The 19,274-nt window shown below is 72.5% G+C and carries 20 protein-coding genes; 14 read left to right on the plus strand and 6 right to left on the minus strand.

All coding sequences use genetic code 11. From position 1 onward, the window contains the following. The first annotated feature begins 17 nt into the window (after positions 1-17). Positions 18-977 (plus strand): EamA family transporter, encoded by a 960-nt coding sequence (locus ACYVKX_RS03015; protein ID WP_460829074.1) that lies wholly within the window; start codon positions 18-20, stop codon positions 975-977. Here ACYVKX_RS03015 and ACYVKX_RS03020 read toward each other — a convergent pair. The 3 genes from ACYVKX_RS03020 to ccrA form a co-directional block, all read right to left on the minus strand. Then, positions 955-2,076, minus strand: coding sequence for an AI-2E family transporter (locus tag ACYVKX_RS03020; protein WP_460829075.1), 1,122 nt, complete (start codon positions 2,074-2,076; stop codon positions 955-957). The genes ACYVKX_RS03015 and ACYVKX_RS03020 overlap by 23 nt on opposite strands. Continuing rightward, the gene (locus tag ACYVKX_RS03025; protein WP_460829076.1) at positions 2,073-3,257 is read right to left on the minus strand and encodes a hypothetical protein; all 1,185 of its coding nucleotides are present in this window, start codon (positions 3,255-3,257) and stop codon (positions 2,073-2,075) included. Before ACYVKX_RS03025 ends, ACYVKX_RS03020 begins: the two co-directional genes overlap by 4 nt. A 90-nt stretch (positions 3,258-3,347) precedes the next feature. Then, entirely contained in the window at positions 3,348-4,700 is a 1,353-nt protein-coding gene (gene ccrA, locus ACYVKX_RS03030) for a crotonyl-CoA carboxylase/reductase (RefSeq protein ID WP_460829077.1), read from the minus strand. A 135-nt stretch (positions 4,701-4,835) separates the two neighbouring features. Between ccrA and ACYVKX_RS03035 the strand changes: the two genes are divergently transcribed. Next, on the plus strand, positions 4,836-5,153 hold the full coding sequence (locus ACYVKX_RS03035; protein ID WP_460829078.1) for a hypothetical protein: 318 nt from the start codon (positions 4,836-4,838) through the stop codon (positions 5,151-5,153). Positions 5,154-5,184: 31 nt separating this feature from the next. On the opposite strand, the gene mce is transcribed toward ACYVKX_RS03035, so the two are convergent. After that, entirely contained in the window at positions 5,185-5,649 is a 465-nt protein-coding gene (mce, locus tag ACYVKX_RS03040) for a methylmalonyl-CoA epimerase (RefSeq protein WP_460829079.1), read from the minus strand. Between the two features lie 123 nt (positions 5,650-5,772). On the opposite strand from mce, the gene ACYVKX_RS03045 reads away from it, so the two are divergent. From ACYVKX_RS03045 to ACYVKX_RS03060, 4 genes are all read left to right on the plus strand, one after another. Further along, entirely contained in the window at positions 5,773-6,966 is a 1,194-nt protein-coding gene (locus tag ACYVKX_RS03045) for an acetyl-CoA C-acetyltransferase (RefSeq protein ID WP_460829080.1), read from the plus strand. Further along, positions 6,950-7,915 (plus strand): methylmalonyl Co-A mutase-associated GTPase MeaB, encoded by a 966-nt coding sequence (gene meaB / locus ACYVKX_RS03050; protein WP_460829081.1) that lies wholly within the window; start codon positions 6,950-6,952, stop codon positions 7,913-7,915. Before ACYVKX_RS03045 ends, meaB begins: the two co-directional genes overlap by 17 nt. 147 nt (positions 7,916-8,062) lie before the next feature. Beyond that, entirely contained in the window at positions 8,063-8,551 is a 489-nt protein-coding gene (locus ACYVKX_RS03055; protein ID WP_460829082.1) for a MarR family winged helix-turn-helix transcriptional regulator, read from the plus strand. Positions 8,552-8,737: 186 nt separating this feature from the next. Further along, positions 8,738-10,426, plus strand: a complete 1,689-nt coding sequence (locus ACYVKX_RS03060; RefSeq protein ID WP_460829083.1) for an acyl-CoA mutase large subunit family protein — start codon at positions 8,738-8,740, stop codon at positions 10,424-10,426. Positions 10,427-10,446: 20 nt separating this feature from the next. Here ACYVKX_RS03060 and ACYVKX_RS03065 read toward each other — a convergent pair whose 3' ends face one another. Continuing rightward, positions 10,447-10,749, minus strand: coding sequence for an antibiotic biosynthesis monooxygenase family protein (locus tag ACYVKX_RS03065; RefSeq protein ID WP_460829084.1), 303 nt, complete (start codon positions 10,747-10,749; stop codon positions 10,447-10,449). A 221-nt stretch (positions 10,750-10,970) separates the two neighbouring features. On the opposite strand from ACYVKX_RS03065, the gene sigJ reads away from it, so the two are divergent. From sigJ to ACYVKX_RS03105, 8 genes are all read left to right on the plus strand, one after another. Beyond that, positions 10,971-11,900: an RNA polymerase sigma factor SigJ gene (gene sigJ, locus ACYVKX_RS03070; RefSeq protein ID WP_460829085.1), complete on the plus strand. Its 930-nt coding sequence runs from the start codon at positions 10,971-10,973 to the stop codon at positions 11,898-11,900. A gap of 214 nt (positions 11,901-12,114) precedes the next feature. Beyond that, positions 12,115-12,849, plus strand: coding sequence for a PASTA domain-containing protein (locus tag ACYVKX_RS03075; RefSeq protein WP_460829086.1), 735 nt, complete (start codon positions 12,115-12,117; stop codon positions 12,847-12,849). A 24-nt stretch (positions 12,850-12,873) separates the two neighbouring features. After that, a complete protein-coding gene (locus tag ACYVKX_RS03080; protein ID WP_460829088.1) occupies positions 12,874-14,082 on the plus strand; it encodes an acetyl-CoA hydrolase/transferase family protein in 1,209 nt (402 codons plus the stop codon). Between the two features lie 180 nt (positions 14,083-14,262). Beyond that, complete coding sequence (locus ACYVKX_RS03085; RefSeq protein ID WP_460829089.1) at positions 14,263-15,018, plus strand: hypothetical protein; 756 nt, start codon at positions 14,263-14,265, stop codon at positions 15,016-15,018. A 55-nt stretch (positions 15,019-15,073) separates the two neighbouring features. After that, a complete protein-coding gene (locus ACYVKX_RS03090) occupies positions 15,074-15,430 on the plus strand; it encodes a hypothetical protein (protein WP_460829091.1) in 357 nt (118 codons plus the stop codon). Continuing rightward, entirely contained in the window at positions 15,387-16,115 is a 729-nt protein-coding gene (locus tag ACYVKX_RS03095; protein ID WP_460829092.1) for an ABC transporter ATP-binding protein, read from the plus strand. Before ACYVKX_RS03090 ends, ACYVKX_RS03095 begins: the two co-directional genes overlap by 44 nt. Beyond that, positions 16,112-17,335 carry an ABC transporter permease gene (locus tag ACYVKX_RS03100; RefSeq protein ID WP_460829093.1) on the plus strand — a complete coding sequence of 408 codons (1,224 nt, stop codon included), beginning with the start codon at positions 16,112-16,114 and terminating at the stop codon, positions 17,333-17,335. The genes ACYVKX_RS03095 and ACYVKX_RS03100 overlap by 4 nt, the downstream gene beginning before the upstream one ends. Before the next feature lie 148 nt (positions 17,336-17,483). Further along, the gene (locus ACYVKX_RS03105) at positions 17,484-18,404 is read left to right on the plus strand and encodes a co-chaperone YbbN (RefSeq protein WP_460829094.1); all 921 of its coding nucleotides are present in this window, start codon (positions 17,484-17,486) and stop codon (positions 18,402-18,404) included. 25 nt (positions 18,405-18,429) lie between these two features. On the opposite strand, the gene ACYVKX_RS03110 is transcribed toward ACYVKX_RS03105, so the two are convergent. After that, positions 18,430-19,221 (minus strand): NUDIX domain-containing protein, encoded by a 792-nt coding sequence (locus ACYVKX_RS03110; protein WP_460829095.1) that lies wholly within the window; start codon positions 19,219-19,221, stop codon positions 18,430-18,432. Between the last annotated feature and the right edge of the window lie 53 nt (positions 19,222-19,274).

The following is a 19,274-nucleotide window of genomic DNA, read 5'->3' on the forward strand; positions in this document are numbered from 1 at the left end:
CCCTAGTGTCACCTGCCATGACGGCGTTGACCCATGACGAGGTGCGGGTCGGCGCCGGCCCCCGGCTCGCGGGCGGGATCGGGTTCGCCCTGGTGGCGGCGCTCTCGTTCGGCCTGTCCGGCGCGCTGGCCTCGCCGCTGCTCCGCTCCGGCTGGAGTGCCGGGGCGATCGTGCTGATCCGCGTCGGCCTCGGGGCGCTCGTCGTGCTGCCGTTCGGCCTGGTCGCCCTGCACGGGCGCTGGGACGCCGTACGCCGCAACGCCCGTCTGATCGTGGGCTTCGGCGCGCTCGCGGTCGCCGGCGCGCAGTACTGCTACTTCTCCGCCGTCCAGCACATGCAGGTCGGCCCGGCGATCCTCATCGAGTACACCGCCCCCGCGGCCGTGGTCGCGTGGATGTGGCTGCGCCACGGCCAGCGCCCCGGCCCGGTCACGCTTGCCGGTGCCGGCCTCGCCGCGCTCGGCCTGGTGCTCGTGCTCGACCTGCTCTCCGGCGCGGACCTCGACGTCGCCGGCGTGCTCTGGGCGCTCGCCGCGATGGTCGGCGCGGCGACGTTCTTCATCGTCTCCGGCGACGACGACAACGGCCTGCCCCCGATGGCGCTCGCGGCCGGCGGACTGGTCTCCGGCGCGGTCGTGCTCGCGCTCCTCGGGCTGGTCGGCCTGATGCCGATGCGCACGTCCACCGCGAGCGTGGAGTACGCCGGCCAGCCGGTCCCCTGGTGGCTGCCGCTGCTGCTCCTCGGCGTGGTGACCGCGGCGGTGCCCTACACCAGCGGGATCGCCGCGGTCCGCCGGCTCGGCTCCCGGCTGGCGTCGTTCGTCGCGCTGCTCGAGGTGGTCGCGAGCGTGCTGTTCGCCTGGCTGCTGCTCGACCAGCTGCCGCTGCCGGTGCAGCTGCTCGGCGGCGTGCTGATCCTCGTCGGCGTCGTGTTCGTGAAGCTCGGCGAGCGCGCTACCGCTGGTCCTGTCGTCTGACCCAGACCTCGCGCACCAGCATCAGGAGCGAGGCCGCGGTCGGGATCGCCAGCAGGGCGCCGACCACGCCGAAGAGCGCGGCGCCGACCAGCGCCGCGATCACGGTGACCGCGCCGGGCAGGTCGACGGACTTCGACATCACCCGCGGGTAGATCACGTAGTTCTCGACCTGCTGGTAGACGATGTAGAAGATCGCGCACGCCACGCCGACCTTCCAGTCCTCCGCGAACCCGATCGCGGTGACGATGAGCGCGCCGAGCGTGGCGCCGATCATCGGGATCACGTCGAGCAGCGCGACCACGAAGGCCAGCGCGACGGCGTACTGGCCGAGGCCGACGATGAACAGGAAGGCCAGCGAGGAGATGCCGGCGCACATCGCGACGATGAAGGCGCCGGAGACGTAGCCGCCGACGCTGCGGATCACCCGGTTGCCGAGCCGGGACACCCGGTCGCGACGCGAGGCCGGCGCCAGCCGGTAGATCGCGCCCTTCGTGGTCTCCAGCGAGGCGAGGAAGTAGAGCGTCAGCACGACGACGATGAAGCCGTTGAACAGCGCGCCCAGGACGGCGAGGCCGACGCCGAGCGCACCGCCGAAGAGCGCGCCGGCGAAGTCGCCGTTGGTGACGTACTCCTGGACCTTGGCGATGATGCCGTACTCGTCGTCGAGCCGCTGCACCTGCGAGTTGCGCTGCAGCTGGCTGAGCCAGTGCGGCACGTTGTCGGTCAGCGAGCGGACCTGGTCGGTGATGACCGGGACGATCGCGACGACGAAGAGCGCGAGCGCGGCCAGGAACGCCAGGATCACGGTGAGGACGGCGTACGAGCGCCTCATGCCCCGCCGCTCGAAGAACCGCACGGCGGGGTCGAGGCCGGCGGCCAGGAACAGCGCGACGATGATCAGCATCAGCGTCGCGCCGATGGCCTGGATCTGCATCGCCAGCCACACGGCGACGAGCACGCCGGCGCCCCCGACGAAGCCGACGTAGAACGGCGCGTGGTGGTCCAGCGGGGGACCCGGCTCGCCGAGGTAGTCCTCGTCGGTCGGGATCCCCGCGGTCTCTTCCTGCGACTCCTCCGCGGACGCGGAGGAGTCGGTCACTCGTCGTCCTTGGCGAAGCCCGAGATGACCTCGCTGAGCGAGGCGAGCTGGGCGGTGATCGCGTCGCGGCGCTTCGAGAGCCGGTCGACGTCGGCTCGGACCGCGGCGAGCTCGCGCTCGGCGTCGGCGTTGCCGCTGGAGGTGATCGAGTCGGCCTGGGTGCGGGCGGTGGCGACGATCTGCTCGGCCTCGCGGCGGGCCCGGTGGAGCAGCGCCTCGGCCTCGGACGAGGTCTGGGAGCGCTGCTCGGCGGCCTGGGTGGCGGCCTCGCGGGCGCGCTGCTCGGCGGCGGTGGCGCGCTGCTCGGCCTCCTCGACCAGGCGCCGGGTCTCGGCGGTCGCGCTGGCGTGGTGGTCGGTCGCCTCGCGGGCCAGCCGCTCCTTCTCCACGGCCAGGGCGCGACGGGCCTCCTGGACCTCGCGGTCGGCGGCGGCACGTGCCTGCTCGGACTCGCGCTTGGCGGCCGTGCGCAGCTCGTTGGTCTCCTGCTCGGCGGCCAGCCGGAGCTGGTCGGCCTCGCGCCGCGCGGACGCGACCAGGTCCTCGGCCTCGGCCTTCGCGAGCGCCCGCTCCTGCTCGGCGTCGGCCATCAGCCGGGCGCGGTTCTCGTCGAGCTCCTTGAGCTGGACCAGCCGCATGTCCTCGGCCTCGCGGGCGGCGTCGGCGCGGACCGCCTTCGCGTCGCGGGCCGCCTGCTCGCGGATCTCGCCGGCGTCGCGCTCGGCCGTCTCGCGGACGTCGGCCGCCTCCTCCTCGGCGAGGCGCAGCATGGCGCTCGCGCGACCGCCGAGGCCGGCGTACGACGGCTGCTCGTTCTCCTTCAGGCGCCCCTCGAGCTCGCTCACCTGCTCCTCGAGCTCAAGGGCGCGGCGATCGGACTCGGTGAGCCTGCTGCCGAGGCCGGACATCTCCGAGGTCAACTGGCGCACCCGCGCGTCGACGGCGTCCTTGTCGTAGCCGCCGCGGCGGACGACCGGGAAGCCGGCCGGCGTGGCCATCGGCCCCGCGGACGGGCGCGGCGTCGCCGGCGGGATCACCGGCGCCCGCCGCGCCGGTGCCGGCGGTGCGGGCTTCGGCGAGACGACGGGCAGCACCTGGGTGGCGTCGTCCGCAGCGGCCTCGGTCGCGTCCTCGCCCGGCTCGTTGTCGTCGAAGATGGACAGTCCCTGGTCGCTCGTCACAGCGCTAACCCTTCTCGGCAGTCGGTCGTGTGCGACCAGTGTTGCGGATCGACCCAGCCGAGCCCAGACCGCCGGGGACAATTTGCGGAGTCAGACCCCGCGGAAGCGGTTGATCGCGTCGAGGTGCTGCGCGCGCATCGCGTGGTCGCGGACGCCGAGGCCGTCGGTGGGAGCCAGGCAGAGGACACCGACCTTGCCCTGGTGGGCGTTCTGGTGGACGTCGAGCGCGGCCTGGCCGACCTCGGTGAGCGGGTAGGTCCCGGACAGGGTGGGGTGGATCCTGCCCTTGGCGATGAGGCGGTTGGCCTCCCACGACTCGCGGTAGTTGGCGAAGTGGGAGGAGATGATCCGCTTGAGGTTCATCCACAGGTAGCGGTTGTCGTACTCGTGCATGTAGCCGCTGGTGGAGGCGCAGGTGGTGATGGTGCCGCCCTTGCGGGTCACGTACACCGACGCGCCGAAGGTCTCCCGGCCCGGGTGCTCGAAGACGATGTCGATGTCCTCGCCGCCGGTGAGCTCGCGGATCCGCGCGCCGAAGCGCTTCCACTCCCTCGGGTCCTGGGTGGACTCGTCGGACCAGAACCGGTAGCCCTCCTCGGAGCGGTTGATGACCAGCTCGGCGCCCATCGAGCGGCAGATCTCCGCCTTGTCCTCGCTGGAGACCACGCACACCGGCGTCGCCCCGCCGTTGAGCGCGTACTGCGTCGCGAAGCCGCCCAGGCCGCCGGAGGCGCCCCAGATCAGCACGTTGTCGCCCTGCTTCATCGCGCCGCCGTTCTTGCTCACCAGCTGGCGGTACGCCGTGCAGTTGACCAGGCCGGGGGAGGCGGCCTCCTCCCAGGTCAGGTGCGCGGGCTTGGGCATCAGCTGGTTGGCCTTGACCAGCGCGATGTCGGCCAGGCCACCGAAGTTGGTCTCGAAGCCCCAGATCCGCTGCTGCGGGTCGAGCATCGTGTCGTCGTGACCGTCGGGGTCCCCGAGCTCCACCGAGAGGCAGTGCGCGACCACCTCGGTGCCGGGCTGCCACCTGGTGACACCGGGGCCGGTGCGCAGCACCACGCCGGCCAGGTCCGACCCGACCACGTGGTAGGGCAGGTCGTGCCGCTTGGTCAGCGGCGAGAGCCGGCCGTAGCGCTCCAGGAACCCGAAGGTCGAGACCGGCTCGAAGATCGAGGTCCACACGGTGTTGTAGTTGATGGCGCTCGCCATGACGGCGACCAGCGCCTCGCCCGGGCCGAGCTCGGGCAGCGCGACGTCCTCGACGTGCAGCGACTTGCGGGGGTCCTTCTCCTTGGTGGGCACGCCCTCGAACATGTCGACCTCGTCCTTGTGGACGGTCGCCGCGCGGTAGTGGTCGGGGATCTCCAGGCTCGCGAAGTCGTCGGCGGAGGCGCTCCGCGGATCGTCCGAGGCGGCCAGGATCGCGTCGAGGATGTGTTGCACGTCGGCTCCAGGTGGTCGGTAGGGTCTAGAGGGCGGGTCTCGGCGGGACATTACCCATGGGTAACGGAGCGCGACACCCTGGTGTGACCGATCTGGCGCATACTCGGACCAGCGGTCTGGAGAGGAGGCGGCTCGATGGGCTGGACGAAGCGGGTGGCCCGGTGCAACGACACCGAGCGGCTGCTCCAGTCCGGACGCGAGGCCGCGCCGGTGGTGCCGGCGCCCTGGCCGAGCCTCGGCGAGCGCCGGGCCGCGGCGGCGCTGGCCAGTGCGCACACCCGGGTCGACGACGCCCGGCGGCTGCTCGCACCGTTCCGGGACCGGTCCGTGGCCGCACCGCGGCTCGTGGCGGCGTACGCGTCCGTCGACGCCGCCAGCGCCGACCTCGCCGCCGCCCGGCACTGGCAGGCGCTCGCCGCGATGGACCGACGTCGTACGGCGCCGCGCGCCTGACCGGGCCGCCTTCCGATCGGTCCCATCCTGGTCAGTGGCCCGCGGCCGCGGGTTCGACCAACTCCACCAGCACGCCGCCGGCGTCCTTGGGGTGGATGAAGTTGACCCGTGAGCCCGACGTGCCGCGCCGGGGCTCGTCGTAGAGCAGCCGCAGGCCGCGCTCGCGCAGGATCGCGCCGACCGCCTCGACGTCGTCGACCCGGTAGGCCAGCTGCTGGATGCCGGGCCCCTTGGTGTCGAGGAACCTCGCGATCGTGGACCGCTCGCTCAGCGGGGCGAGCAGCTGGATGTGGCTGTGCGGCTGTCCGGGCTCGCCCACGACCATCATCGCCTCGCGGACGCCCTGCTCCTCGTTGACCTCCTGGTGCGCCAGCCGCATCCCGTAGGTCTGCTCGTAGAACGCGATCGCGGCGTCCAGGTCGGGGACCGCGATGCCGACGTGGTCGATCGCGGTGAACAGGTGACTGGGGTCGTCCATGGCGTTCGGGGAGCTCATGGCGCACATCGTCGTACGGCGGGACGGAGGCCGCGAGCGGGTGTGACCTGTTCCACCCTCGCCGGTCGGAGGGAGCGTGGGTAGGGTCGGCAGGGATCGACCCACGAACTCCTGGAGGCACCCATGTCCGGTCCGTCCGTCATCGTCGCCGGGGCGCGCACCCCGATCGGCCGGCTGCTCGGCGGGCTGAAGACCCTCTCGGCGGCTGAGCTCGGCGGGGTCGCCATCAAGGGCGCGCTGGAGAAGGCCGGGGTGCGGCCGGAGCAGGTCGACTACCTGATCATGGGCCAGGTCATCCTGGCCGGCGCCGGTCAGAACCCGGCCCGCGCCGCCGGGATCGCCGCGGGCCTGCCGTGGAGCATGCCGTCGATCACGATCAACAAGGTCTGCCTCTCCGGCCTCAACTCGATCGCCATGGCCGACCAGCTGATCCGCGCCGGCGAGGTCGAGATCGTGGTCGCGGGCGGCATGGAGTCGATGACCAACGCCCCGCACTTCCTCCCGAAGTCGCGCGAGGGCTTCAAGTTCGGCGACGTGACGCTCGTGGACTCGATGGCGTACGACGCCCTCTACGACCAGGCCACCCGGCAGGCCATGGGTGGACTGACCGAGCAGGTCAACGCCGAGGGCATCAAGCTCACCCGCGAGGAGCAGGATCAGTTCGCGGCCGAGTCGCACCAGAAGGCGGCCGCGGCCTGGAAGAACGGCGTCTTCGACGACGAGGTCGTCCCGGTCTCGATCCCGCAGCGCAAGGGCGACCCGATCGTCGTCACCGCCGACGAGGGCGTCCGCGGCGACGCGACCGCCGAGTCGCTGGGCAAGCTGCCGCCGGCGTTCGCGAAGGAGGGCACCATCACCGCGGGCTCGGCCTCGCAGATCTCCGACGGCGCCGCCGCGGTGGTCGTGATGAGCAGGGCCAAGGCCGAGGAGCTCGGCCTGGAGTGGCTCGCCGAGGTCGGCGCGCACGGCATGGTCGCCGGTCCCGACTCCTCGCTGCAGCTGCAGCCGGCCAACGCGACTCAGCGGGCCCTCGACAAGGAGGGCATCGCCGCCGCCGACCTCGACCTGGTGGAGTTCAACGAGGCGTTCGCCGCGGTCGGCATCGAGTCGACCCGGGCGCTCGGCCTCGACCCCGCGATCGTCAACGTCAACGGCGGCGCGATCGCGCTCGGCCACCCGGTCGGCATGTCCGGCACGCGGGTGGTGCTGCACCTGGCGCTCGAGCTCAAGCGCCGCGGCGGCGGCGTCGGTGCGGCGGCGCTGTGCGGCGGCGGTGGGCAGGGCGACGCCCTGATCGTGCGTGTCCCCAAGAGCTGAGCAGGACGTAGCGGGCCTCGTCGAGCGCGCCCGCGCCGGGGAGGCCCGGGCGGTCGCCCGGCTGATCTCGCTGGTCGAGGACCAGTCCCCGCTGCTGCGGGAGGTGATGGCCGCGCTGGCGCCGCACACCGGCAACGCGCAGGTCATCGGCGTCACCGGCTCACCGGGCGTCGGCAAGTCCACCTCGACCAGCGCGCTGGTCACCGAGCTGCGCCGCGCGGGCAGGCGCGTCGGCGTACTCGCGGTGGACCCGTCGTCGCCGTTCTCCGGCGGCGCCCTGCTCGGCGACCGGGTGCGGATGCAGGACCACGCGCTGGACCGCGAGGTGTACATCCGCTCGATGGCCTCCCGGGGCCACCTCGGCGGCCTCGCGTGGACGACCCCGCAGGCGCTGCGTGTGCTCGACGCGGCCGGGTGCGACGTGATCCTCGTCGAGACCGTCGGGGTCGGGCAGAGCGAGGTCGAGATCGCCGGCCTCGCCGACACCACGATGGTGCTGCTCGCGCCCGGCATGGGCGACGGGATCCAGGCCGCCAAGGCCGGCATCCTCGAGATCGGCGACCTCTACGTGGTCAACAAGGCCGACCGCGACGGCGTCGAGCAGGTCCGCCGCGACCTGCGCTCGATGCTCGCACTGGCCGAGCGGCCCGAGGGGTCCTGGAAGCAGCCGATCCTGCTCACCGTCGCCCAGAAGGGGGAGGGGGTCGCCGAGGTCGTCGAGGCGCTCGACCGGCACCGCGCCTGGCTGGAGTCCAGTGGCGAGCTCGGCCGGCGGCGTACCCGCCGCGCTCGCGACGAGATCGAGGCGATCGCGGTCACCGCCCTGCGCGCCCGCTGGGGCGACGTGCACGGCCGCTCCGAGCTGGACGACCTCGCGGCCACCGTGGTGGCGGGGGAGACCGACCCGTACGCCGCCGCCGACACGCTGCTCGACACCTGGGCGGACTGAGCGATGGTGCTCGGTCGGTGGTGGTGCGCGGGTTCACCATGGTCTGTTGTCGAACCTGCACTTCCCACGGTGGGCACGCCATGGGAAGTGCAGATTGGCCCGCGTCCCATGGTGAACCTGTGACGACGAGAGCCCTAGGCTCCACCTGTGACCCTTCCGTTCGACCCGATCGACGAAGCCGCGCGGCAGTGGGGCAGTCGCTGGGACCGGGTGCCGGCGATGCACGCGGTCACCTCGCTGATGCGCGTGCAGCAGCTGGTGATCGGGCGCCTCGACGCGATCCTCAAGCCGCACGGCCTGACCTTCGCTCGCTACGAGGCGCTGGTGCTGCTGGTCTTCTCCTCTCGCGGGTCCCTGCCGCTCGGGAAGATGGGGGAGCGGCTCCAGGTGCACCCCACGTCGGTCACCTCGATCGTGCGCCGGCTCGAGGCGGCCGGCCTGATCGAACGCCGGGCCCACCCCGAGGACGGTCGCGCGGTGCTCGCCGAGATCACCCCCGCCGGGCGCGAGCTGGTCGAACTCGCGACCCAGGACCTGGTCGAGGCCGACTTCGCCCTCGGCGCGCTGTCGGACGCCGACCTGGCGTCGCTGTCCGCGCTGCTCACCCCGGTCCGCAAGGCCGCCGGCGACTTCTGAGACGACCGGGGCCGACCGAGAACGCGACAGGCGCGACGAAACCGGTGGGATACGTAGGGCGGTCGCCACCGGCGGTGGTTTCGAGACGGTTGCTGCGCAACCTCCTCAACCACCGGGGGTCTCGGCGAGCTCGACCGCCGGGATCGCTGGTTTGGGCAATTTAGTAGGACGTCCTACTATTTCGCCATGACCGAGAGTGCACGCACCCGCTGGCAGGCCCGCTACGAGCAGTCCCGGGTCCGCGAGGCCGACTTCACCACGCTGAGCGGGCTGGAGGTCGAGCCGGCCTACGGGACCGCGGAGTCCGAGTGGCCCGGCGAGTTCCCGTTCACGCGCGGGCTCTACCCGACCGGCTATCGCGGGCGGACCTGGACGATCCGGCAGTTCGCCGGCTTCGGCAACGCGCGGCAGACCAACGAGCGCTACCGGATGATCCTGGGCCGCGGGGGCGGCGGCCTGAGCGTCGCCTTCGACATGCCCACGCTGATGGGCCGCGACTCCGACGACCCGAAGTCGCTCGGCGAGGTCGGCCACTGCGGGGTCGCGATCGACTCGGCCGCCGACATGGAGATCCTCTTCGACGGCATCGACCTCGGCGACGTCACGACGTCGATGACGATCAGCGGCCCCGCCGTACCCGTCTTCTGCATGATGCTCGTCGCCGCCGAGCGCGCCGGTGTCGACACCACGACGCTCGACGGCACGCTGCAGACCGACATCTTCAAGGAGTACATCGCCCAGAAGGAGTGGCTCTTCGGGCCCGAGCCGCACCTGAGGCTGATCGGCGACCTGATGGAGTACTGCGCCGAGCACATCCCGGCGTACAAGCCGCTCTCGGTCTCCGGCTACCACATCCGCGAGGCCGGCTCGACCGCCGCGCAGGAGCTCGCGTTCACGCTCGCCGACGGCTTCGGGTACGTCGAGCTGGGGCTCTCGCGGGGCCTCGACGTCGACGTCTTCGCGCCGGGCCTGTCCTTCTTCTTCGACGCGCACGTCGACTTTTTCGAGGAGATCGCGAAGTTCCGCGCCGCCCGCCGGATCTGGGCGCGCTGGATGCGCGACGTCTACGGGGCGACGTCCGAGAGGGCGCAGTGGCTGCGGTTCCACACCCAGACCGCGGGCGTCTCGCTCACCGCGCAGCAGCCCTACAACAACGTGGTCCGCACCGGCATCGAGGCGCTGTCCGCGGTCCTCGGCGGCACCAACTCGCTGCACACCAACGCCCTCGACGAGACCCTCGCGCTCCCCTCGGAGCAGGCCGCCGAGATCGCGCTGCGCACCCAGCAGGTGATCATGGAGGAGACCGGCGTCGTCAACGTCGCGGACCCGCTCGGCGGCTCCTGGTACGTCGAGGCGCTGACCGACCGGCTCGAGGCCGAGGCCACCGCGATCTTCGACAGGATCCTCGCGATGGGCGGCTCCACGCTCACCTCCGGCCAGCCCGGGAAGATCGCCGAGGCGGTCCGGGGCGGCGAGCGGCTGGTCACCCGCGGCCTGCTGCGCGGCATCGAGGAGGGCTGGTTCATGTCCGAGATCGCCGAGGCGGCGTTCCAGTACCAGGTCGCTCTGGAGAAGGGCGCGAAGCGGATCGTCGGCGTGAACTGCCACGGGGAGTCGGTCTCCCACGACCTGGAGATCCTGCGCGTCTCGCACGAGGTCGAGGTCGAGCAGGTGGCGATGCTCAAGGCGCGGCGCGCCGGCCGGGACGAGGGCGCCGTGACGGCGGCGTTGGAGCGGATGGTCGCTGCCGCCCGTACCGACGAGAACCTGATCGAGCCCATGCTCGACGCCTGCCGCGCCGAGGCCACCCTCGGCGAGATCTGCGACGCGCTGCGCGCCGAGTGGGGAGAGTATCGGGAGCCGGCGCGCTTCTGAGCACGTCCCTGCCCCAGCGGTCAGGCGGTGAACTCGCCCACGACGGTGTAGAGACCGGGCCCGGCCGCGGCGATGGCCGCGACCCGGCCGGCGTACGCCGCGGCGGCGGGGTCGGACTGCGTGGCTCGCACGTCCTCGGCGCTCTCCCAATGGGCGAGGTTGACCACGCGGCTCTTGTCGACGCTGGCGAGGAGCGTGACCGAGACGAAGCCGGGACGTCGCGACACGACCCTCTCGGTGCCCTCCTTGAGGAGGTCGATCACCTCCTGCTGCTTGGACGGGTCCACGTCGATGACGTTGACGAACACGGCGGGCTGCGGCATTCCGGCCTCCTCGTTGGCTCTGCTTCCGTGGGACGGCGGCGTCGCCGTCCCGCCGAGTAGACGAGACAGCGCGCTGGAGTGTGCGGCGGGCTGAGAGGATGACGCCGGCGTACGTCGGTCCCCTGCCGGCTCACGCTCGGCGGCGCCGTCTCGTCTACCTGGCGAGGATGGGCGGCCCCGTGCCGGTCGCCGCATCGCCACCGCAACCGCAGAGGGGCACGATGACGAGGAGCGCTCCCGAGGGCGGGGCGGGTCGCCGCGGCGTCGACGCGATCCAGGAGCGCGGCGTGGTCCTCGGCGTCAGCTACCGGCTGCTGGGCTCGTTCGCCGATGCCGAGGACGCGGTACAGGAGACCTACCTCCGCTGGTACCGCTTGCCCGATCGCGAGCGGGAGGAGGTCGCGTCGCCACGTGCCTGGCTGATCCGGACCGCGACCCGGATCGGCCTCGACATGCTCGGCTCCGCCCGCGCCCGACGAGAGCGGTACGTCGGCGAGTGGCTGCCCGAGCCCGTGCCGACGCCCGGGAGGTGGCAGAGCCTTGCGGGGAACGGTGGCCCCGACGACCCGGCGGATCGGGTGAGCCTGGACGAGTCGGTGTCGATGGCACTGCTGATCGTGCTGGAGTCCATGACGCCCGCCGAACGGGTCTCGTTCGTCCTGCACGACGTGCTCCGCTACACCTTCCCCGAGATCGCCGAGATTGTCGGCCGCTCACCGGTGGCCTGTCGCCAGCTCGCGTCCTCCGCGCGCCGCCGGGTGCGGCAGGAGCGGCGCACACCGGTGGCGCCCGCCGAGCGCGCCGAGGTCGTGCGGTCGTTCAAGGCCGCGTGGCAGAACGGCGACCTGGCGACCCTGATCGACCTGCTCGACCCCGAGGCCACGGCGATCACCGACGGCGGTGGCCGCGTCTCCGCCTCGCTCGAACCGCTCCACGGCCCGGAGGCGATCGCCCGCTTCTTCGCCGGCGTACTCGATCGACAGCCCGACCTCGCCGTCCGCGAGGAGCTCGTCAACGGCGAGCCTGGTCTGCTCGCCACCGACGGCGATGGCCGCCCCCTCGCCGTCGTCGTGCTCGCCACGACCCGCGGCGGCAAGGTCGAGAGCGTCTGGGCCGTCCGCAACCCCGAGAAGCTGGGAGCCTGGAGCTGAGCGGACCCAGCCGCCCGGTGAGCACCTTCGTGTCGGCTTGAGCGGATCTGCATCTCACGGCTTGGCGATGCTGCATCACTCGGCCTAGTGGCCCTGCAATCATCGGCCTAGCGGCGGGGATCGCGGCATGGACACGGCTGAGGTGCTCGGGCAGGCGTACCGGTCACGGAACGTCGATCGGGAGCCGGCGCGCCGCTGAGCACTCCATGTCGGCATGAGGCTCTGGCTCGTCGCGCTGCTGCTCCCGTTGACCGCCTGCACCGGGGACGACGGCGATGGCGGCAACTGGTGGGCGGACCCGCCGGCGGGCATGCGCTGGGTGGGGTACGGCGGCGCCGTCGTCGCCGTACCGGACTGGTGGACGACCGGCGAGACGCAGTGCGGGGCACCGGTCGAGGACACCGTGTACTTCGACTCCGGCGCCGTGATCGACTGCGCCGACCCGGTGGATCCGAGGACCGTGCGCGAGGTGTCGTCGCTGGCGATCCTCGACAACGGCAACGACCGGTACCGCGCGGACGACCTCGACGGCGCGTGCGAGGAGTGGTTCCCGGGCGTGTGCCGGCGGCTGTTCGCCCTGCCGGACAGCGAGACGATCTTCGCGGTGACCATCGCCGACGAGGGCGACGGCGACTTCGCGGAGATCCGCGACTCGGCGCGGGAGCTGCCGGACGGCGTCACGACGGTCCCGCTCGCGATCGGCGGCGCCGGTGGCTGGACGCCGACGTGGGGCGCCGAGCCGCCATTCGCCCGCGCGCTCACGAGGGCGATCGAGGCCGCCGGGCTCGAAGCCGAGGTCGAGACCGTCGAGCCGGACCCGAACGGCGACGTCGCCGACCTGCCGCGCGGCTCCCTGCTCGACGTCGAGCCCGCGCCGGGCACGCCGATCGAGGAGGGCGGCAGGGTGAAGGTCAGCGTGATGGGGGACCTCCGGCCCGTGACCCGCTGACCGCCGGTCTGGTGGAATCGGGGCGTGGACCTCGCTTCAGCGCTCGCGGCCCTGCCCCCGAACCCCCGCGTCGTCGTCACCGGCAACCACGCGATCCCGTGGCACACGCTGGGCCTGGTGGAGGACGCGCTCGACGAGTACCGGCTCTGGACGCTCAACGGCCAGCCCGGCCTGCCGGACCGCGACGGGGTGACGCTCGAGACCTCGTTCGTCGGGCCCGGCCAGCGGCGCAGCCCGCGGCTGTCCTACCTGCCCTCGCGGCTCTCGATGGTGCCGAAGCTCTTCGGCACCGCGCTCCCGCCGGACGCGGTCGTCCTGCACACCACCCGGCCCCGCGACGGCAGGGTGTCGCTCGGCGTCGAGGTCAACGTGCTGCCCGCGGCCGTCGAGTCCGCCCAGCGCCGCGGCGGCCTCGTGATCGCCCAGGTGAACGACCGGATGCCCTGGACGTACGGCGACGCGCTGCTCGACCTGGACCTGGTCGACGTCCTCGTGGAGGCCGACGCGCCGCTGCCGAGCGCCCCGGTCGCCGCGATCGACGAGGACTCCGCTCGCATCGGCGCGCTCGTCGCCGACCGCGTGAGCGACGGATCGACGCTGCAGGCCGGCATCGGCGCCGTACCGGATGCCACGCTGCACGGGCTCACCAGCCGCAGCGGCCTGCGGGTGTGGACCGAGATGTTCTCCGACAGCGTCCTCGCCCTCGAGAAGGTCGGCGCCCTGGATCGGACCGTGCCGATCACGGCGTCGTTCCTGTTCGGCTCCCCGGAGCTGCTCGACTGGGCCGACGGCAACGAGCGGATCGAGATGCGCCGCACCGAGGTGACCAACAGTCCGGCGCGGATCGCGCAGAACCAGCGGATGGTGAGCGTGAACACCGCCCTCCAGGTCGACCTCTTCGGCCAGGCCAACGCCTCGCGGATCGACGCCCGGATCCACTCCGGCTTCGGTGGTCAGACCGACTTCTTCGTGGGCGCGATGCACAGCGAGGGCGGGCAGGCGTTCATCGCGATGCGCTCGTGGCACCCGAAGGCGGACTGCTCGACGATCGTGCCGCTGGTCGACGAGCCGGTGACGTCGTTCCAGATGACCGCGGTCGTGACCGAGCAGGGTGTGGCCGAGCTGTACGGCCGCGACCAGCGCGAGCAGGCCCGCCAGCTGATCGAGCACGCCGCCCACCCCAGCGTCCGCGAGGAGCTGTGGGAGGAGGCCGTCGCGCTGGGTCTGGCCTGACGACTACGACGCCGGCTCTTGACATCCCCCTGACCCGGTCTGATGGTGTGATGACCTTCGACATCGGGGCTCGGCGATGTCGACGACCGACAGCATGGAGGGCGACACGTGGGTGGACGCGGGGGGGCCGGCGGGGCGGCGCGCGAAGGCCTGTCGCCGCTTCGGGTGGTCGCGGGTGCCGTGCTGCTGGTGGTGCTGCTGGTGGGGGTCGGGTGCAGCGCCGACCCGGGCCCCCCGGGTCCGCAGGAGGACGGCACGCCGGAGAAGGGCCCGGCCAGGGTCGATCCTCAGGTCCTCGAGGACGTCGCCGCGGGGGCCTTCATGGCGCCCGGGCCCAGTGTGCGGCGGGCGATGCGGGTCAGCAACTTCACGGCTGACTTCGTCACGATCGCGTGTGGCGGCACTCCGCCCCCGCTGGATCGGACCTCGGACCGGATCGAGCAGAGTCGGTTCCCGGACCTGGAGCTGATCCGCCGGCGCGGCTTCGTGGAGCCGGCGGTCTATCCCAAAGGCGAACGCCGCAACTGCGGCGGGAACAGCAAGGGGAACCTCCTGGACAAGGTGCCCTCGGAGCAGAAGTGGACGGGTCTCTCCTTCGCGTGGGAGGACGTGGTGGCCACGGTCGAGCAGGACGAGCGGGTGGTGGCGCTGAAGGTGCCGATGGCGCGGTGCCTGCGGGAGGGCTCGGGTCTGGAGGTGTCGGACGAGGAGCCGGCGCCGTCGTTCCTCGGTGCTGTGAACACCGCCTATTTCGGTGGCCCGATGACCGAGAAGGGGCTGAAGCGGATGGCGGTGCTGTATGCCGACTGCGGTGCGGACTACTTCGGTCTGACGCAGAAGCTCCTGGAGGCGCAGCGGCCGGCGTGGATCGAGCGCAACCGTGAGGTGCTGGTGCAGTTCGCGAAGGAGATCGTCGCGATCGGCTATGTCCCGTAGCCGCCCTGCCGAGGCCGGTGCGGGTGGGCGGCTGAGGGAGCACAGGTTCGCGGTGGTGGTGATCGCCGCCGTGGCGGCCTCGCTGCTGCTCTGGGCGGTCCTCCTGGCGACCGCGACGACACCGACCGAGGCCCGGCGGGCGCGCGCTGCTCCCGACCTGCCGGCTCCGACGATCGCGGTCGAGGAGGGCTCGCGACCAGGGTTGGTCGCGGTGCCGGGCGGCGCGATCGTGACCGACGAGACCGGCCGGAGTCTGGTGATCGTGCACGACGGCGGGGTCCCGCGTCGGGTGCCCGTTCGCGAGGTCGGGGAGAAGGCGCGCAGGCTGGTCGAGGTGCGGGCCGAGGGGCTCGAGGCGGGTGATCTGGTTGAGCTCGTCTCTCTCGCCGACGCGGCCGCCCCTCCTCGATGAGGCACCGGTCCCGCTGGTCGAGCTGCGCGGGGTGGGCATGGAGGCGACCACGCCGATCAGGACGCGTCTCCTGCATCCGCTGAGCCTCGACATCGACGCGGGGTCCGTCGTGGCGATCGTCGGGCCGTCGGGCGCCGGCAAGACGACGCTGGCCTCGATCATCGGCGCGCTGCAGGAGCCGACCGAGGGTGTCTACCGGTTCGCGGGCGTCGAGATGACCGGGCGGTCCCGCACCGCACTCGCGGACTTCCGGGCTCGGGAGGTCGGATTCGTCTTCCAGCACTCGCATCTGATCGACGAGCGGAGCGCCCTGGCCAATGTGGAGCTGGGCGTCGTCGACGACGCCCTGTCGCGAGCAGATCGGGTCGACCGCAGCAGGGCTGCCCTGGAGTGGGTGGGGATGGCGGGCATCGCGGAGCGCCGTAGCGCGTACCTGTCAGGGGGTGAGCGTCATCGGGTGGCGATCGCCCGTGCGTTGGTGAAGGCGCCGAGGCTGATCATCGCCGACGAGCCGACGGCGGCCCTGGACCAGGGGACCGGGCGGGTCGTCCTCGACCTGCTGGCGCGGTCGACGGAGCGGGGGGCAACGGTCGTCTTCGTGACGCACGATGCGCGAGCGGCTGAGCGAGCCGACACCGTCTTCACCATCACCGACGGCCGGCTGGCGACGGGCGCGCGCTCGTGAGAGAGGCGCGCCGGTCGGCCGTCGGGTCGCGAGGTCCGGCGTCCGCGCGGGCGCTCGTTCGTGTCCTCCGAGACGGTGCGGCCTCGCTGCTGCTGCGCCCGGGCCACACCGTCGGCATGATCGCCGGGATCATGCTGGGTGTCGCCGGCGTGGTCGGCGTGGTCGTGATCGCCGACACGCAGCAGGCGCAGATCGACCGCCGGTTCGACCTGCAGCGCTCCGACCGGGTCGTCGTGCGAGCGCAGACGCCGACTGCGGCGGGCTTCGAGCCCGACAGACTCGCGCTCGTGGACCGGTTGGAGCCGGTCTCGGACGTCGGCGAGTTCTCGATCTGGTCCGCCGCGGAGATCGTCAGCCGGGTCGACGGCAGGTCCCGCAGCAGTCGGCCGGTCATCGTCGCCGACCGCGGTGGCGTGCGGGCGACCGCGACCGAACTCGTGGCCGGAGACCCGGACCAGCTCGTGACGGACACGTCGCGGACCGCGACCGCATGGGTGGGGGAGACGCTCGCACGCGACCTGGGCATCGAGGTCGGTGGCGACGGCACGGTCGAGGGCCAGGTCGTGGTGAAGGGGGTGCGCTTCAGGGTCGTCGGCATCGTCGCCAACGACGGTGGATTCGGGTACGTCTCCTCCGGCGTCCTGATCTCGCGGGCCACGGCGCTGTCCACCCTGGAGGGAACCGGTGAGAACGTCCGGGTCATCGCGCACGTGCGACCCGGATCGGCGCAGGCCGTCGGCGCCTACATGGTGCCCGGCCTGGACCCGTATCGGGAGCTGATGCTGGAGGATGTGACCCCGCCCGACGGCGAGATCCTGATGAGCAGCGTCGGCTCCGACCTGCGTCGGATCGCAGCAGTGCTGGGGGGATTCATGGCCCTGATCGGCATGATCACCGTCGCCAACACCCTCCTGATGTCGGTGTATCAGCGACGCCGCGAGCTCGGCCTCCGGTCCGCGATCGGCTGGAACCGGCGCCGGATCGGGCTCCTCGTCCTGGCGGAGTCGGCGATCGCCGGGCTCGTCGCGGGCATCCTGGGCGTCGGACTCGGCCTCAGCGTCGCGACTGCGTGGAGCGCCGTTCAGGGATGGAGCCTGATCCTGTCGCCCTGGCTGCCCTTCGCGGCCCTGGGAGGAGGCGCGGCAGCGAGCCTGGTCGGTGGCCTGATCCCCGCGCTGCGGGCCGGATCGACGTCACCCATGACCGCCATGCGGTCCTGACCACGCGTCGGCACCCGCTCGGCGAGCACGGGAGCTCCGTCGCGATCGTCGTCGAGCAGGCCGCCGGCCCCGGGACATCTCGTGTCGAGGTGGTCGTCGCGCCGGGCCTCCTGGAGGAGGCTGGCCCGGTCTCCCTAGGATTGGGCGCATGAGCCAGCAGCCCTTCTCCCGCCCCGGTGCCGTCGACCTGTCCGGTCTGGGCGGTGCCGCCGCATCTGACGCCCCGGCCGGGGGCGCGCCGGGCGGCTCGTCGTACTCCGTGCGGATCGACGAGCAGAGCTTCCAGGCCACGCTCGAGTCGTCGATGACCGCGCCGGTCCTGCTGGTGTTCTACTCGCCCACCCGGATGCCGGAGAGCGTCGGGCTGGCGCGCGACATCGAGACGCTGGCGACCGAGTTCGAGGGCCGGTTCCTCGCCGGCCTGGTCGACATCGACGCGGTGCCGCAGATCGCGCAGGCCATGCAGATCCCGTCGATCCCGCTGGTGGTCGCGGTGATCGACGGCCGGCCGGCGCCGCTGCTCCAGGACGTGCTGCCGCTCGACCAGCTGCGCGCGAACCTCACCCAGGTGCTCCAGCAGCTCACCGCCAACGGCGTCACCGGCCGGCACCAGCCGCGGCACGCCGGACCTGTCGGTGAGGACGGGGAGGAGCAGGCCGACCCGCGGTACGCCGCAGCGCAGGACGCGCTGGGCGAGGGCGACGTCGACCGCGCGGTCGCGGAGTACCAGAGGCTCGTCGACGCCAACCCGGCCGACACCGAGGCCGCTGCCGGGCTGGCGATGGCGAAGGTGCTGCAGCGCACCGCCGGGGTCGACCTCGACGCCGCCCGAGCCGCGGCCGCCGCCGACCCCGACGACGTCGACGCGCAGACGATGGTCGCCGACCTCGACCTGCTCGGGGGCCACGTGGAGGACGCCTTCAACCGGCTCGTCGAGCTCGTCCGGCGTACCGCCGGCGACGAGCGGGACCGGGCCCGCGAGCACCTGCTCGGGCTGTTCGGCGCCGTCGGCAACGACGACCCGCGGGTGCTCAGGGGCCGGCAGAACCTGGCGTCTGCGCTCTTCTGAGCGGGGTCGTCCGCCTCTGGCGGTGCTATGGACCGCCCTCAGGCGGACGACCCGGTGCGCCGCGACCGGACTCGGTGTAGACCGGCGCGCCGGCGTCGAGATTGGCCAGCGCGGCCGCGACGCGGCGGGCGGTGAAGTCGGCGCAGCGCTCCTCGACCTGCGCGGGAGTGCAGAACTCGACCGACCGGATCTCGCGGGCCTGGCGGACCACCCGGTCGAGGATCGCCTCCTCCTGGGCGCCGCCGTCGAAGACCAGGCACAGCGCGTCGTCCCAGCCACTCCAGGGCGGCAGCCAGTCGGTGAGCAGCAGCCGGCCCGGGGCGAGGGTCAGGCCGAGCTCCTCGTCGACCTCGCGCGCGACGGCGAGTTGCGGCGACTCGCCGACCTCGACGACGCCGCCGGGCAGGTCCCAGTCCTGCTTGTAGGTGAGCTGGCAGAGCAGCACGCGCGCGTCCGGCGAGCGCACCAGCAGCTGGCTAATCGCGCGCTTGCGCGGCAGGAAGGAGTTGAGCAGGGCGCGGAAGCCCTCGGGCTCGTGCACGGGGGTGTCGGTGGCCAGGCGCGCGTAGACGATCCGGTCGACCGGCGTACCGCTGACGGTGACGCCGCGCATCAAACCCTCGCGGCGCAGCCCGGACCAGGTGGCGGTGCGCTGGGCCACCTCATCGGACGGGTCGACCAGCGCCTCGACGCGCACGTGGTCGACCAGCGCGGCGGCGACCTCGCGGCGGACCACGTCGACCGGCTCGTCGGCGGTCCAGCTGATCCGGGCGACACCGTCCGCGACGGTCGTCACGGTGGTGCTCTGCTCGGTCACGGACGCAAGACTAACGACGCCCGCGAAGCCGGCCGCCCGGCGCGACCGAGGTG

Source organism: Nocardioides hungaricus, from assembly GCF_054782915.1.